General features: G+C 47.9%; 15 protein-coding genes and 1 pseudogene. 12 read left to right on the forward strand and 4 right to left on the reverse strand.

Annotated features, from left to right (window positions below; all coding sequences use genetic code 11):
• The first annotated feature begins 14 nt into the window (after positions 1-14).
• Positions 15-389 (forward strand): thioredoxin, encoded by a 375-nt coding sequence (gene trxA / locus L3K52_07805; protein UOG93621.1) that lies wholly within the window; start codon positions 15-17, stop codon positions 387-389.
• A 37-nt stretch (positions 390-426) separates the two neighbouring features.
• On the opposite strand, the gene L3K52_07810 is transcribed toward trxA, so the two are convergent.
• Positions 427-1,035, reverse strand: a complete 609-nt coding sequence (locus L3K52_07810; GenBank protein ID UOG93622.1) for a metal-dependent hydrolase — start codon at positions 1,033-1,035, stop codon at positions 427-429.
• Between the two features lie 287 nt (positions 1,036-1,322).
• Between L3K52_07810 and aroC the strand changes: the two genes are divergently transcribed.
• The 7 genes from aroC to L3K52_07845 all read left to right on the forward strand — a co-directional run bounded on the left by aroC (position 1,323) and on the right by L3K52_07845 (position 6,726).
• A complete protein-coding gene (gene aroC, locus L3K52_07815; GenBank protein UOG93623.1) occupies positions 1,323-2,420 on the forward strand; it encodes a chorismate synthase in 1,098 nt (365 codons plus the stop codon).
• The gene (locus L3K52_07820) at positions 2,417-3,592 is read left to right on the forward strand and encodes an MFS transporter (protein ID UOG93624.1); all 1,176 of its coding nucleotides are present in this window, start codon (positions 2,417-2,419) and stop codon (positions 3,590-3,592) included. The genes aroC and L3K52_07820 overlap by 4 nt, the downstream gene beginning before the upstream one ends.
• Positions 3,579-4,412 (forward strand): biotin--[acetyl-CoA-carboxylase] ligase, encoded by an 834-nt coding sequence (locus L3K52_07825; protein UOG93625.1) that lies wholly within the window; start codon positions 3,579-3,581, stop codon positions 4,410-4,412. The genes L3K52_07820 and L3K52_07825 overlap by 14 nt, the downstream gene beginning before the upstream one ends.
• A gap of 5 nt (positions 4,413-4,417) precedes the next feature.
• Positions 4,418-5,176, forward strand: coding sequence for a type III pantothenate kinase (locus L3K52_07830; protein UOG93626.1), 759 nt, complete (start codon positions 4,418-4,420; stop codon positions 5,174-5,176).
• Positions 5,161-5,805 (forward strand): SPOR domain-containing protein, encoded by a 645-nt coding sequence (locus L3K52_07835; protein ID UOG93627.1) that lies wholly within the window; start codon positions 5,161-5,163, stop codon positions 5,803-5,805. The genes L3K52_07830 and L3K52_07835 overlap by 16 nt, the downstream gene beginning before the upstream one ends.
• 128 nt (positions 5,806-5,933) lie before the next feature.
• Positions 5,934-6,284: a hypothetical protein gene (locus L3K52_07840; GenBank protein UOG93628.1), complete on the forward strand. Its 351-nt coding sequence runs from the start codon at positions 5,934-5,936 to the stop codon at positions 6,282-6,284.
• A gap of 25 nt (positions 6,285-6,309) precedes the next feature.
• Positions 6,310-6,726 carry a DUF1311 domain-containing protein gene (locus tag L3K52_07845; GenBank protein UOG93629.1) on the forward strand — a complete coding sequence of 139 codons (417 nt, stop codon included), beginning with the start codon at positions 6,310-6,312 and terminating at the stop codon, positions 6,724-6,726.
• A 3-nt stretch (positions 6,727-6,729) separates the two neighbouring features.
• On the opposite strand, the gene corA is transcribed toward L3K52_07845, so the two are convergent.
• Positions 6,730-7,779, reverse strand: coding sequence for a magnesium/cobalt transporter CorA (corA, locus tag L3K52_07850; GenBank protein ID UOG93630.1), 1,050 nt, complete (start codon positions 7,777-7,779; stop codon positions 6,730-6,732).
• A gap of 105 nt (positions 7,780-7,884) precedes the next feature.
• On the opposite strand from corA, the gene L3K52_07855 reads away from it, so the two are divergent.
• From L3K52_07855 to L3K52_07865, 3 genes and pseudogenes are all read left to right on the forward strand, one after another.
• Entirely contained in the window at positions 7,885-8,013 is a 129-nt protein-coding gene (locus L3K52_07855; protein ID UOG93631.1) for an AAA family ATPase, read from the forward strand.
• A gap of 48 nt (positions 8,014-8,061) precedes the next feature.
• A pseudogene (locus tag L3K52_07860) lies at positions 8,062-8,816 on the forward strand (IS5 family transposase).
• 1 nt (position 8,817) lies between these two features.
• Positions 8,818-9,072: an AAA family ATPase gene (locus L3K52_07865; GenBank protein ID UOG93632.1), complete on the forward strand. Its 255-nt coding sequence runs from the start codon at positions 8,818-8,820 to the stop codon at positions 9,070-9,072.
• Here L3K52_07865 and L3K52_07870 read toward each other — a convergent pair.
• Complete coding sequence (locus L3K52_07870) at positions 9,050-10,384, reverse strand: IS4 family transposase (protein UOG93633.1); 1,335 nt, start codon at positions 10,382-10,384, stop codon at positions 9,050-9,052. The genes L3K52_07865 and L3K52_07870 overlap by 23 nt on opposite strands.
• 76 nt (positions 10,385-10,460) lie before the next feature.
• Here L3K52_07870 and L3K52_07875 point away from each other — a divergent pair, with 76 nt between their 5' ends.
• Positions 10,461-11,678 carry an ATP-binding protein gene (locus L3K52_07875; GenBank protein ID UOG93634.1) on the forward strand — a complete coding sequence of 406 codons (1,218 nt, stop codon included), beginning with the start codon at positions 10,461-10,463 and terminating at the stop codon, positions 11,676-11,678.
• Positions 11,679-11,728: 50 nt separating this feature from the next.
• Here L3K52_07875 and L3K52_07880 read toward each other — a convergent pair whose 3' ends face one another.
• Positions 11,729-13,573, reverse strand: coding sequence for a DUF262 domain-containing HNH endonuclease family protein (locus tag L3K52_07880; protein UOG93635.1), 1,845 nt, complete (start codon positions 13,571-13,573; stop codon positions 11,729-11,731).
• Positions 13,574-13,590: the final 17 nt, after the last annotated feature.

Here is a 13,590-nt window from a genome sequence, read left to right on the forward strand (position 1 = left end):
ACAGGAGCGATGCGATGGCAACTATGGAAATGACCGCGCAGGATTTTGAAGAAACCATCACCACCAATGACATCGTGGTCATTGATTTCTGGGCACCTTGGTGTGGGCCGTGCCGGTCTTTCGCCCCGATTTTTGAAAAAGTGTCTGATAACCACACTGACATTGTGTTTGCGAAAGTGAATACTGAGGAAGAACAGGAGTTGGCGGGGCATTTCCAGATTCGTTCCATCCCGACGCTTATGATTTTCCGTGAACAGGTGATCTTGTTTGCAGAAGCGGGGATGTTGAGCGAACCGCAACTGGAGCAAGTGATTGCCAAGGTACGCGAGCTGGATATGGCGAAAGTTCAGGCAGATATTGCCGCTCAACAAGTGTCAGCGGCAGAATAAGCATCATCACGTAGAGACGTAAAATCTTGCGTCTCTACTAAAATCCCCACAGTGCGAAAAAGCTAACAAACCCAATCGCCAAGATACTGTAAAATTCAACCGCATGACCCCGACCGATAGGCGTTAGCGCTGAACGTATTCCTGTTTGGGTTTCCACAAAGCGCGCATTGTCGAGATCATCCAACAATAAATGCAGCAAGTAACTGGTGCTAGAGGCTAGAAAAGCTGGCAGTGCCGCAGCGGTTCCGACCGTCAGGTAAGCAACCCAAGCCACGCCTAAGGAGAGGCACACGGCTGCAATGGCAGAATGCGTGTGCCCACCACGTTTCATTATTTGGCTCAACACTTCCCAAAACCGTGACACCATGAATAGCGCGATGGGTATTGCTAACAGCATGTCAGTCGGACGGTAAACAAATTGAATCAGCGGCACGATGATTGCGGCTAACCAACTCAAGCGTTGCACTGTTTTGAAATTGTTGGATTCAGCGTCGTCAATATCTGCCAACAAACCACCGACGTAACCACTGAGTGCGATAATGCCGATAACTTCCCAGCCTAGGTGTGGTGCAATGATGGAAGACGTTGCGGCGGCACCTATGCCGGTTGCTATTGCTGCTAAATGGTGTGTGCCGTTATCAGCCATACTATTGCCCCGTATTATTCGAATTGTTGATGTTTGCCCGATGTTTCACGTCATCCCCATGGAATGAAACGGTCTGTATGCTTAGAAAGATTAGGTTGTAGAAGTTCCAGTCATTTTAAAAAAGAGGGGGGACATCGGCTCCCCCCATTCGGGCTTTTGCGTCGGTTTGACACTATAATTTTTATGATGTGTTTGATGAATCTTATAACAGCTAAGCTGAATGGGAGATAAATGCGCAATAACAAAAGGGCTGCAAGGGTTTTTGAATAGCTGCTACAATCACGCCCATGTCAGGAAATACTTTTGGAAAACTGTTTTCCGTGACCTCCTTCGGTGAGAGTCACGGCCCCGCAATCGGTTGCATCGTGGATGGCTGCCCGCCCGGACTCGCCCTCACTGCAAGCGATATTCAAATTGACCTTGATCGGCGCAAGCCAGGGCAAAGTCGCCACACCACCCAGCGGCGCGAAGCCGATGCGGTGCAAATCCTATCGGGCGTGTTTGAGGGTAAAACCACGGGTACGACGATTGCGCTGCTCATCCACAACACGGATCAGCGCTCGAAGGATTACGGCGACATTATGGATCGCTTCCGCCCCGGTCATGCCGATTACACGTATTACAAAAAATACGGCTTCCGCGATTACCGTGGGGGAGGACGTTCATCTGCCCGCGAAACGGCGATGCGTGTCGCTGCCGGGTCGATTGCCAAGAAGTGGTTGCTGGAACGTTACGGCGTGGTGATTCGCGGCTATTTGTCGCAACTCGGCCCCATCGTTGCAGAAACCTTGGATTGGGACGAAATCGCCAATAATCCATTTTTCTGCCCCGATGCCAGCAAAGTGCAGCCGATGGAAGAGTACATGGATGCCTTGCGCAAAGAAGGCAATTCCGTCGGGGCGAAAATCACCACGGTCGCCTCCAACGTACCACCCGGTTGGGGTGAACCGATTTTCGATCGGCTGGATGCGGATATTGCCCACGCGATGATGTCGATCAATGCCGCAAAGGGCGTGGAAATCGGCGCAGGTTTCGACTGTGTGGCGCAAAAAGGCACGGAACACCGCGATGAAATTACGATGGATGGTTTCCTCAGTAACCATTCCGGGGGTGTATTGGGCGGCATTTCGTCGGGGCAGGAGATCATTGTGCATACGGCGTTCAAACCAACGTCCAGTATGCGTTTGCCGGGGCGTACCGTGAATTTGGATGGCGAAGCGGTGGAAGTGATTACCAAAGGCCGCCATGACCCGTGTGTGGGGATTCGTGCGACGCCGATTTGCGAGGCGATGTTGGCGATCACCTTGATGGATCATGCGTTGCGGCATCGCGGGCAGAATGCGGATGTGACGACGGATTTACCGGATATTCCCGCTTCAGCATGAAGAACCTCTCCCCCGGAGTAAAGCCGCCTTATGGGCGGCTTTCGGCTTTCTACTTCGCCTATTTTGCGGCACTCGGTGTGTTTGTGCCGTATTGGACGGTGTATCTGAAAAACATCGCCGGATTTTCACCGGCGCAAATCGGTGAATTAATGGCGGTGTTTATGGCAACCAAGATTGTTGCACCGTTCATTTGGGGCTGGTTGGCGGATCATACGGGGGAGCGCTTGCGAATTATTCGTGTGGCGAGTTTCCTGTCAGTCGTGTGTTTCACGGGGGTGTATTGGCAGCACAGTTTTGGTTGGATGGCAGTGGTCATGGCGAGTTTTGGGTTTTTCTGGAATGCGTCATTGCCGCAATTCGAGGCGTTGACCCTGAACCATTTGGGCAGTGATATTCAGCGTTACAGCCGGATTCGTTTGTGGGGGTCGGTGGGTTTCATTGTGATGGTGGCAAGTTTGCCGTCCGTGTTGGCGGGGCATAATGTGGCGTTGGTGGTGGATGCGTTATTGCTGTTGTTCGTGGGCATTTGGTTGGCGACTTGGTTGGTGCAGGATAAGCCACACGCGGCGCATACCTTGCCAGTCAGTCGGTTGCGGGAAGTGTTGCGGCATCCGGCGGTGTGGGTATTGTTGCTGGCGTGTGCCTTGCAACAGGCGAGTCATGGGGCTTATTACACGTTTTTTAGCATTTATTTGGAAGATCACGGCTATTCGCGCCAGTTTACCGGCTGGATGTGGGCATTGGGGGTGCTTGCCGAAGTTGGCTTGTTTGTGGTGATGCATCGGCTGATTGGGCAGTTTGGGGCAAGCCGGTTGTTTGTGCTGGCGTTGCTGCTGACGGCGTTACGTTGGGTGGTGTTGGGAACTTGGGCGGATAATGTGGCGGTGTTGATGGTGTCGCAGTTGTTTCATGCGGCAACTTATGGCTTGTTTCATGCGGCGGCTATCCACTTGGTGCATCATCAATTTCCGGGGAAATTACAGGGCAGGGGGCAAGCCTTGTATTCTGGGCTAAGTTATGGATTAGGGGGCGCAATGGGCAGTTTGTTCAGTGGTTATGCGTGGGAATATTGGGGCGCAGCACCTACGTTTTACGCCGCAGCAGGCATTGCGGCACTCAGTTGGTTATTGGCATTGATTTATGTGCGGGAGGAAGCCCATGTCACTCACTGAACCGTTTGAACCGTTTGAGCAGTTTGAACCTCTTGATCCCTTTGAATCGTTACGTGCCAGTGAAATTCGCCGTCGGCTCAGCACCGGAGTGTTGTGGTCAATGGATGAGATTTACGTATTCTCTGAATTGGAATCCACCAATGCTTGGGCATTGCAGCAGGGTGTTTGTGGGGATGTGTGTGTGGCTGATCAGCAAACCGCCGGGCGTGGTCGCCGTGGGCGCGAATGGCAATCCCCCGCTGGGATGAATGTGTATCTATCGGTGCGCTGGTGTTTTAAACCCGTGCCAGAACATTTGCCGCTGTTGAGTCTGGTCACGGGGTTGGCGGTCGCCGATGCGCTCGAAGATTGTGCAATTCACGGACACGGCCTGAAATGGCCGAACGATGTGTACTATGATGGCAAAAAGTTGGGTGGTATTTTGCTGGAAGCGGTTGGTTCGCTGGAAGAGGTGGTGATCGGCATTGGCTTGAATGTGAATATGTTGCCAGCATCCGGTGCGGCTATCGACCAGCCTTGGACAAGCTTGCAGCAGATTCGTGGTGAGCCGGTGGAGCGCCATGCCTTGATTGTGGCTATCTTGCAGCGCTTGATTCCGCGCTTGAAAGCCTTTCCCCGCTTGGATATGGCGCAATTTCAGCACGATTGGCAGCAACGTGATTTATTGCAAGGGCGCGAGGTGTTGGCGCAGAGCGGCACGGAAACCCTGCGAGGGCTTGCGTCCGGTGTCGATAATCGCGGACAATTGCGTATCACTTTACATGATGGATTAATAAAAAATCTATCATCGGCGGATGTCTCGGTGCGATTGGGAATGTAATGGTCATGGTGTTGCTGGTAGATGCAGGCAATTCACGCCTGAAATGGTCGGAGCTGGATGCGAGTGGAAACATTTCTGCGCAGCAAGCGCTGGCTTATGGCGAACGTCCTGCGTTGGCAGCGTTTTTGGATTTGCTGGATGCCTATCCCGCCGTGGGGCATATTACCTTGGTGCATGTATTGACGCATTTGTTTGCGGAGAGTGTGCAAGAAGCGTGTGCGCAGCGCGGTATTCATCTGCACAGTGTGCGTTCGGTGGCGTGTGCGTATGGCATTCGCAATGGCTATCAGCAAGCGGCGGCATTGGGAGCAGACCGTTTTGTCGGTTTGGTGGCAGCACAACACTTAGCGGCAGGTGAAGCTAGTATTGTGATTGATTGCGGGACGGCGATCACGCTGGATGCGTTGGAACAGGACGGGCGGCATTTGGGCGGTTTGATTTTGCCCGGTTTGCGCTTGTCAGCAGAGGCGTTGATTGCGCGGGCGCAAGGCAGGCTGTCGTTGTCGTTTGAACAACCGACGATTGTGGCGGACAGTACCGGCAGGGCGATTGGCAGCGGTTGTTTGTTTGGGGTAATCGGGGCGATTGAAGGCATTTGTACGCGGATGCAGCAAATCTTGTCTACTCCTGTGGTGCGGATTTTGACGGGTGGTGATGCGGAATATTTACGCTCATGGCTGCACGGGGATTATGTGTTGCAACCCGATTTGCTGATGCAGGGCTTGGCTTATATTACGGAGCAGGAAGCATGTACCAGTTGTTAATTGTGCTGTTATTGATGAACGCATCCGTGTTCACTTGGAATGCGGTGCTATCGCCGGATGCGCAGGAGGTTCGCCCGGCCTTGATTGAGCCAACCATCCCTGCGCTGGAATTGCGTCAAGATGTGGATGATGTGGTGTACAGTAGCGCCACCGCAGGCACGCAAAGCAGTTGTTACAGCATTGGTCCGTATAACAGCGAAAAAGCGGCGAAGTTGGTGGCGGATAAAGTGCTTGCTTTCGGGCTGGATGCGGCGATACGCAAAAAGAGTCGGATGCAGACCCTGAATTTTTTCGTGTACATTCCGCCATCACCTGATTACGCGCAAGCGGAACAAACTGCGCAAGATATTGCCAAAAATGATGTACGCGATGTGCAAATTATCACGCAAGGGCCGTATCAGAATGCCATTTCCCTCGGCTCTTTCACTAATTTAAACAAAGCGAAACGCCACGCCGAATACATCCGTTATTTGGGGTATGACGCGCAATACACCGAACAACAAGCCTCTCTCGACGTTTTTTGGGTGGATTATGACGAGCCATTCGGCAGCAATGCCCCGGTACAGGCGTGGAGTGTTGCCGTCGATTTAACCTCTGAAGTGCAACGCATCCCGCGTGCTTGCCGCTAACCGGCGTTGCTGGCGGGTTTTGTCAGTAAAATTCGACCAGATGTAACGATGTTCCCGCACACTGCGCAAACTTGGCCTATATAAATGCTTTGGATAATTCTGAATCCTTTGCGTGAGTGGGGTGTGCGATGCTTAGAGTGGAAACGCCGCAATATGCTACGTGGCAACGTTCCTTGTTTTGGTTGGGGTGGCTGTCATTACTGATACCGGGTTATTTCATTAGCTACGGGTTTACTTTGGTGGGTTCGCTGGTATTGAGCGGTGATAACCAAACCGTGGATTTGGTACTGGTGTTGATCATGGGGACGGCGCTGCTGGAATTGTTGCTGATTGCGATTTACACCTTAACGCGCTTTTGGTTTCAGGAAACCTCTTTTGGGCGTTTGGCATTGTGGTTAGTGTTGGGTGCAGCGGGAATTCCGCTGGCAGCATTGCTGGGGTGCGTCTATGCTTATGCGAAACTGGTGTTGTCGATGTAAGCGCAATGCGCGTGGGAGAGATACGATGCGATACGTGTTAGCGGTGGCAGTTACGGTAATGGTTGCCTTGCCGGTGCAAGCGAAAACGGCTCAGGATACGATTGAGCTGACCACGGAAAGTTGTCTGACCACCAACGATTCCACCGCCGGGATGTTGGAATGTTTCAGCCGTGCTGAAAAAGAGTGGGATACGGAACTCAACCGCGTCTACAAAGCCTTGCAAAGTCAACTCAAGCCAGCAGCGCAAGATGCCCTCAAACAGGCTCAGCGGGCATGGATGGCGCAGCGTGATAAGGAATTCGAGCTAATCAATGCGATCCACCAGCAAATGGATGGCACAATGTGGATTGCGGTGATGGCAGGTAAACGCGCCGATGTGGTTAAAACACGGGCGTTGGCGTTGCAGGAATATCTGGATTTGCTGACTGAAGGGGCGCAATAAGCGTTACAGCCAGTTGCGCCATTTGAATGCCGCGAGCATTCCGATAGCGAGTGCCAGCATAACTGCCCAGATGACGAAGTAGCCATACTCCCACTGTAACTCTGGCATCACCCGAAAATTCATGCCGTAAACGCCGACGATGAAGGTTAGTGGGATGAAAATAGTCCCGACCACGGTGAGTACGCGCATAATGTCATTCATCCGGTTACTTAGGCTGGACAGGTAAATATCCAACATGCCACTGAGCATTTCGCGGTAGGTTTCGATCAGGTCGATGATTTGTACCGCGTGGTCGTAACAGTCGCTGAAATACGGGCGCAGGGTGGCATTCACTAATTCTGCATCGTGTTGAATCAAGCGGCTAAGGACTTCGCGTTGCGGCCATAAGGCGCGGCGTAATAGCAATAGGTCACGCTTGAGTTGGTGCAGGCTGTTGAGTATGGCTTTATCTGGGTTTTCCAATACCCGGTCTTCGAGTGCTTCAATTTGTTCCCCGATGTCTTCTAACAGTGGAAACGCGGAGTCGATCACCACGTCTACCAGTGTGTATAACAAATATTCTACGCTACGGGTACGAATGCGCCCAAAACCTTGCCGCAGGCGTTGGCGTACTGGTTCAAAAGCCGCTCCGTCGCCGCTGCAAAAACTCAGTAAATGCCCATTGCCAACGAATAGGCTGACTTGTTCCAATACAATGTCATCATTAATCAGGTGGGGCAGGTTGAGGATCAGAAAAGCGTGTTGTTCGTGGAAGTCGATTTTGGGGCGTTGCCCGCTATTGAGAATATCTTCCAACGCCAAGGGGTGTAGCCCAAAGGTTTCCCCTAGTTCGCGGATAGCCGTGGGATCGTTCACGCCGGTGACATCCAGCCAATCGACTAGGGTGTTTTGTTGTACGTCTTGGCATTGCTGCGGTGTGGGGGAAGGGGTTTCGCTGAAACTTTCAGCGCCGTATTCAAACAGGCGGATGTGGGTGGTGTCGCTGGTGCTGTGCCGGGTCAGCGTACCGGGCGGTGTGCCGGGTGGGTGATAGCGTTTGCCGAAGGTTTCCATGAGTCTCCCAGTGTATAATGATGGCTTAAGTTGCTGTGGATCATATCGCAGTCAAGGGAGTTGCTATACTCTATGGCTGAATCAGTGTGAGCAACAGTCAAGATCATGACCCAGCACCTAAAACCCCTTAAATTGCCGATTGGCATTCAGGACTTCGCCGACATCCGTGAGGATGGCTATCGGTATGTGGATAAAACAGTGACGATTTTTGATCTGCTGACTAGGTTCTGTTGACATTGTGAGGGTTGAATTGGTTAAAATGCTGCTTTTCAAGGTATTCCAATGAATCGCTACTATTTGACGGATGATCAATGGTCATTGCTGCATGAATTTCTGCGTGTTCATCCCCGTGTTTACGTGGGTGATTCTGAACGTTGTCGTCACTTTCTTAATGGTGTTTTATGGATACTCCGTTCGGGCAGCCAATGGCGTAGTTTGCCGCCCGAATACGGTCAGTGGAACAGTGTTTTCAAGCGGTATGACCGTTGGGTAACAGCGGGTATTTGGGATGAGATGTTCGCAGCGGTCAGCCTTGATGCGGATTTACAGGAAGGTTTTATCGACAGCACGATTGTGCGTGCTCATGCCTGCGCAGCGGGCGCAAAAAAAGTGATGCCGAAGCTGAGGCTCTCGGACGTTCCAAAGGTGGATTTAGCTGTAAAATCCATGCGTTAACGGATGCGTTGGGTTATCCCTTGCGATTTATTCTAACCCCCGGTCAAGCGTCCGATATTGGTCAAGCAGAGGCGCTGGTCACGTCTATTCCCCTTAAAAGACTCATGGCTGATAAAGGTTATGATTCAAAAGCCTTCGTGGAATATTTGGAAAAACAAGGGATCGAAGCACTGATTCCTTCAAAATCCAATGCGCTTGAGCCTCGGAAATGTGATTGGGTCGCTTACAAAGAACGTCACTTGATCGAGTGCTTTTTCGGGAAGATGAAACACTATCGACGCGTCTTTTCACGGTTTGAAAAGAAAGCGCAAAATTTTCTGGGCTTCCTCGCGTTTGTCGCTGTATTAATTTGGACTCGATGAAATGTCAACAGAGCCTACGGGCAAGTATTACTTTTTGTCGCGTCAGCGCCGTTTTGGTAAGTCACTGACGCTTTCAGTTATCAAGTACCTCTACAGCGGGCGGCGTGAGCTGTTTGCGGACTTGTGGATTGAATCGCAGTGGGACTGGGACAAGACCCAGCCAGTGTTGCATTTTTCCTTTATCCACATTGACTATCAGGGGAGCGGTCTTGATGCATCTCTTTATACACAAATCAGTCCTCCCCCAACTCACTAGCCATCTGAATCCCATAAATACAGTCCAGCACCCTTGAGTAGCCAAGCCAGATACTTTTAGCCCCCGGTTCGCCATCGCATTTTCTGCCCAAAAAGCCCCCCAGTTCCGCTAGATTGCGGATCACTTGATTGAGGGTAGGTATGCCATCGGGTAGTGCTTTTTTGCCGAGCCGGAAAGATACTTTCCATTCCAGCGGGTCAAACACCAGATCAGCCGGAAGTTCTGGGCAGGTACGCCCCAACCGCATCAGAAACATAATCCGCCAGGCCACCATGATGTAGAGCGCGAGGGCTTTTTCGATGCGCTCTTTAGTGTCCAGTTGCAGTTTTTCGACGCGACAGCCGACTTTCAGGACATCAAAAAACATCTCGATTTCCCAACGCGCCCGATACCAGTCGATGAGTTCACAGGCGGCATCGGCGGTCTCTACACAACGGTTGGTGACTAAACGCCAAATGAGGGGCGATTTTCCGGCGGGTGGGTTGATTTCTTTGGCTTGAACCAAGGTCAATAGCATTGGATGCTTACTTTTGGGACGCAGGGTATAACGTAACACCTTGATTTCTTGTACCACTTTGCGAGGCTTTTCACCCTGCTTGCGCGGTTTGGTAAAGGTGATACGAGTCAACGCCTGTTGTTGATCAATGGCATCCCACAGTTTGAGGTCATCCCCCAAGGCGCGGTTATGTTGCGCCCGTATCAGCAGGTCAGCCGGGTAATCCAAGGCTTGCGCCCGTTTGAGTAAGTCATAAAAGTCGCTTTCACGGTCGCCCGTATAGATGAGGCGGTGTTCAGGGCAGCGTGCCGCCAGTTCGGCTACCCGTTCATACCCTTCAATCCAGCGACGGCTTTCTTTGATGCCGGGGTTGGCAAGATCCGCCGCTTTGCTCAAGCCCCGTGACCACATCCACGTATCGGTGATCCCCAATGGCAGACGGTCTGGGGTGATACACAAGGTCGGATGCAGGTACATCCCGCGTTGCTTATCGTAGGATAAACGCCCCAAACCCTCGGTTTCCTGCCCATTGAAATCCAGTTCGGTGGTGTCTTGAATACACAGGATAATCCGCGAATCTTGCTGACGGATTCGACACTCGGTCGCTTCAAAGTGGGATGCCATCAAAGCATCATGGCTCACCGCTTCATTCCAGAAGAAACGGTACGTCGCCAAGGTGCTTGACCAACTTTGGCAAGCTTTCGGGATGCTCGATTGGGGGGCTTTGAGCATGGCGTTGAGGATATGGGCAGCGCGTGTTTCGAGACGCTTGTCTCCCAAATCAAGATCGGTGAGTTCGGTAGATGACCAGTTCATGGGTGAAAATTGCTTATCTTACATCAGTTTGGGGACTTGTGTATAAGGAGATGGTCTTGATGAGGCCATTAAACAAATGTTGCGACAAGCGGCACAAGAATATGGTATCGCACTAGAAAGCGATAGCATCAAAAACCTGTTTGCTGAGCTTATCGAAAAACTGTGCCAAGCCAAGGGCAAAGTTGTGCTGCTGATTGATGAGTATGACAAGCCGCTGATTGACTATCTGGATAATCCAGACAAGGCAAAAGTACACCAGCAACTATTGAAAGCCTTTTATTCCATCCTGAAAGACAGTGGTAAATACATTGAGTTTTTGCTGATAACGGGTGTTTCCAAATTTAGCCAAGTGTCGATTTTCTCTGACCTCAATCACTTGAAAGATATTACCCTGCATCCGCATTTTGTCACCTTAACAGGTTATACCCAGCAGGAAGTTGGGCAGCATTTCGGTGAACGTATTGCTGAACTGGCTACAACGGCAAATCGTAGCATTGAAGAACAAACTGCCCTGATTCGGGACTGGTATAATGGCTATAGTTGGGGGCAAGACCTTACGCTTTATAATCCGTTTTCACTGATGTCTTATTTGGATGCGGGGCAGTTCAATAATTATTGGTTTGCCACGGGTACGCCTACCTTTTTGCTTAAACTGATGCGGAAAAAATGGATTTACGACATTAATGCCGTTGAATTGAGCGAATTGGCTTTTTCCTCTTATGATGTTGAGGATTTGCAAGTTTATCCTATTCTGTTCCAGACGGGCTATTTAACCATTAAAGGCAGAAACGAATTTGGATTGTATCGCATGGGTTATCCAAACCGTGAAGTGCAAGAATCTATGCTGATGTACTTGATTTCTAGTGTGGCTCAAGATGAGTCATCCATGAGCAAAATAATGGTTTTGCAAATCCGTTCTGCCTTTTATCAGAACGATATGGAAAGCCTGATTCGGCTAATCAACAGCATTTTCAAAAACATCCCTTCACACATCTTTATTGCAGAAGCCGAAGCTTATTACCATAGCCTGATTTTCTTGGTGTTTTTCTATCTGGGGCAATATGCAGAAAGCGAAGTTAACACTAATAACGGGCGGCTGGATTGTGTTGTGAAAACTGATAAGCATATTTATGTGATTGAGTTCAAGCTGAATCAGAGTGCTAAAGTCGCTTTGCAGCAGATTAAGGATAAGGGGTATGCTGAGAAATATCTGGCAGATTCACGGCAGAAAGTGCTGCTGGGAATAAACTTCAGCAGCGATAGTAAAACAGTAAAGGATTGGCTTGCCGAATAAGAAATTCAATTAATAAATTTTTTATTGGCTCTTGTTATTAATGGTGTTAATTATATATCCTCTATCCCTAGATCATCATCTTCCTCTTCATTGATTTCGGCAGGCAGAATATAATGCTTTTCAACTCCCCATCTACTTATAATCCAATCTTCTAGTGATTGCCGTCTTTTTTTGCAACTTTCAATATCCCATGTTGAAAATCCTGCTAATTTTCTTTCTTGACGAATATCTGAGTTCGCATAACAATATCCTTGTCCGGCATGGCCTTTTTTTCTTTCAAAATCAAAGTTTAGATAATTAGAATTATTTCTTGTTAAAACTAAATTTGAAATATCGTGCAGATAATGAGCAGCATCTTTTTTATTCCAAGTTGTATGCCATAATGAGTGTTCGTCTGGGTTTTGAGGTAAAATATGCTCTATTGTTGCATCAGATAAATCTTCCCATTTTAAGTCTGGAGATGTATTTTTTCCTTCATTTTCCAATAAATATAATTCATATTCGTATAGTGAATACTTTAGTAATCTTCTGCATGAATACCAATTTGATATTTCTCGTATACGATTCCTGAAAATATTTTCATTAGAATACCAATTGGTATGTCCATATATCCACTCTGTGATATTAACGATCGAATGGGATTCTGCAAATATCTCAAATCCCCACCTGTAAAATGCAGATAATCCAGTATTACTTCTCTTGCTTTCCCACAAGAATACTCTGTAAGCTGAGTTTTCTAATGCTTTTAATAAATTAATATAGTCATAAGATGATGCTTTGCCATCATTTAGTTTTATTCTTGCTGCAATTATTAACGGCAAAAAGTTCGCCATATTACCTATGCGTCTGATTTTCGTTAACCATATGTATTCATCCATACTATTTTTTGGTGAAGGTTTTATTGCTTCAGCATAATGTTTGGATATTATTGCAAGCCCATTGACAAAGCGATAAATATATTTTTTGGTATCATTTTTACTTTTTTTGGAAAAATCTCTTAGAGGAATAACATCATTGTCTTTGAAACCATCATAGCCTTTCCAGTTTTTTGGTGTATGATTTTGGTATAAAATCCATGAAATCCTTAAGCATTGATCTTCGTTGCCATTGCAGTTTGAAAGATTGACATAAACTTCTTTCCATGCTTTATTAATGGTTTTTGTTAAGTCTTCTCGTTCACTTTCATTGCTAACATTTCGATAAACCCAATGCATTAAGTAATTTTTTAACAACTCAAGAGTAGATAGTTTCTTTCCGCGAGAGTTCATTAACTCAAATGTCATGCCGATTTCGCTTTCTACATCAATAGTATAAAAAGAAAAGTTCAACTTCCTAATAATTGCATCAAATAAATTACCTAAATATTCTTTTAAATTTTCTGGGCTTGAGTTGTCTTTTTTATGAATATGGCTTCTAAAGAATATACAAGCGTTATGTAGTTTCTGTTGGTGAATATTATTTGGTTTGGTATTTGGAGTTCCACGTGAGATTAAATCATAGTAAAAGTCGGATGACTCATTGTTTAAACGTAATTTACTTTTTGCGCCATTATATAAATAACTTGATATTTCTGAGGAAAATTCAACTTCACCTTGTATTATCAATTCTTTAAGTATGACAGATAGATACAAACTACAAGTGGTCAATCTTTGTTGCCCATCAACTACATCAACAAGCTCTAATTTTTTGTTCCCATAACTTTCGACTGGATTATCTTTTGATTTATATATAACAATTGTCCCTGTATAATGACTGTTAATATCTTCTTCTATTAATGCATCAATGTCTTGAACAAAATCCGACCAGTTTTCTACGTCCCAAGAGTATCCTCTTTGATAATCTGGTATCCGAAATATTTTATCTTCTAATAAAGTTGATAATTTTACTTTTTCCATGATAAATCTCTAAAATA

The organism is Candidatus Thiothrix sulfatifontis, from assembly GCA_022828425.1.
Taxonomy (GTDB): domain Bacteria; phylum Pseudomonadota; class Gammaproteobacteria; order Thiotrichales; family Thiotrichaceae; genus Thiothrix; species Thiothrix sulfatifontis.

What these genes read in the sequence shown, in the direction of transcription:
- trxA (UOG93621.1), top strand. Translation starts at nt 15, where the DNA reads ATGGCAACTATGGAAATGACCGCGCAGGATTTTGAAGAAACCATCACC.
- L3K52_07810 (UOG93622.1), bottom strand. Translation starts at nt 1,035, where the DNA reads ATGGCTGATAACGGCACACACCATTTAGCAGCAATAGCAACCGGCATA.
- aroC (UOG93623.1), top strand. Translation starts at nt 1,323, where the DNA reads ATGTCAGGAAATACTTTTGGAAAACTGTTTTCCGTGACCTCCTTCGGT.
- L3K52_07820 (UOG93624.1), top strand. Translation starts at nt 2,417, where the DNA reads ATGAAGAACCTCTCCCCCGGAGTAAAGCCGCCTTATGGGCGGCTTTCG.
- L3K52_07825 (UOG93625.1), top strand. Translation starts at nt 3,579, where the DNA reads ATGTCACTCACTGAACCGTTTGAACCGTTTGAGCAGTTTGAACCTCTT.
- L3K52_07830 (UOG93626.1), top strand. Translation starts at nt 4,418, where the DNA reads ATGGTGTTGCTGGTAGATGCAGGCAATTCACGCCTGAAATGGTCGGAG.
- L3K52_07835 (UOG93627.1), top strand. Translation starts at nt 5,161, where the DNA reads ATGTACCAGTTGTTAATTGTGCTGTTATTGATGAACGCATCCGTGTTC.
- L3K52_07840 (UOG93628.1), top strand. Translation starts at nt 5,934, where the DNA reads ATGCTTAGAGTGGAAACGCCGCAATATGCTACGTGGCAACGTTCCTTG.
- L3K52_07845 (UOG93629.1), top strand. Translation starts at nt 6,310, where the DNA reads ATGCGATACGTGTTAGCGGTGGCAGTTACGGTAATGGTTGCCTTGCCG.
- corA (UOG93630.1), bottom strand. Translation starts at nt 7,779, where the DNA reads ATGGAAACCTTCGGCAAACGCTATCACCCACCCGGCACACCGCCCGGT.
- L3K52_07855 (UOG93631.1), top strand. Translation starts at nt 7,885, where the DNA reads ATGACCCAGCACCTAAAACCCCTTAAATTGCCGATTGGCATTCAGGAC.
- L3K52_07865 (UOG93632.1), top strand. Translation starts at nt 8,818, where the DNA reads ATGTCAACAGAGCCTACGGGCAAGTATTACTTTTTGTCGCGTCAGCGC.
- L3K52_07870 (UOG93633.1), bottom strand. Translation starts at nt 10,384, where the DNA reads ATGAACTGGTCATCTACCGAACTCACCGATCTTGATTTGGGAGACAAG.
- L3K52_07875 (UOG93634.1), top strand. Translation starts at nt 10,461, where the DNA reads ATGTTGCGACAAGCGGCACAAGAATATGGTATCGCACTAGAAAGCGAT.
- L3K52_07880 (UOG93635.1), bottom strand. Translation starts at nt 13,573, where the DNA reads ATGGAAAAAGTAAAATTATCAACTTTATTAGAAGATAAAATATTTCGG.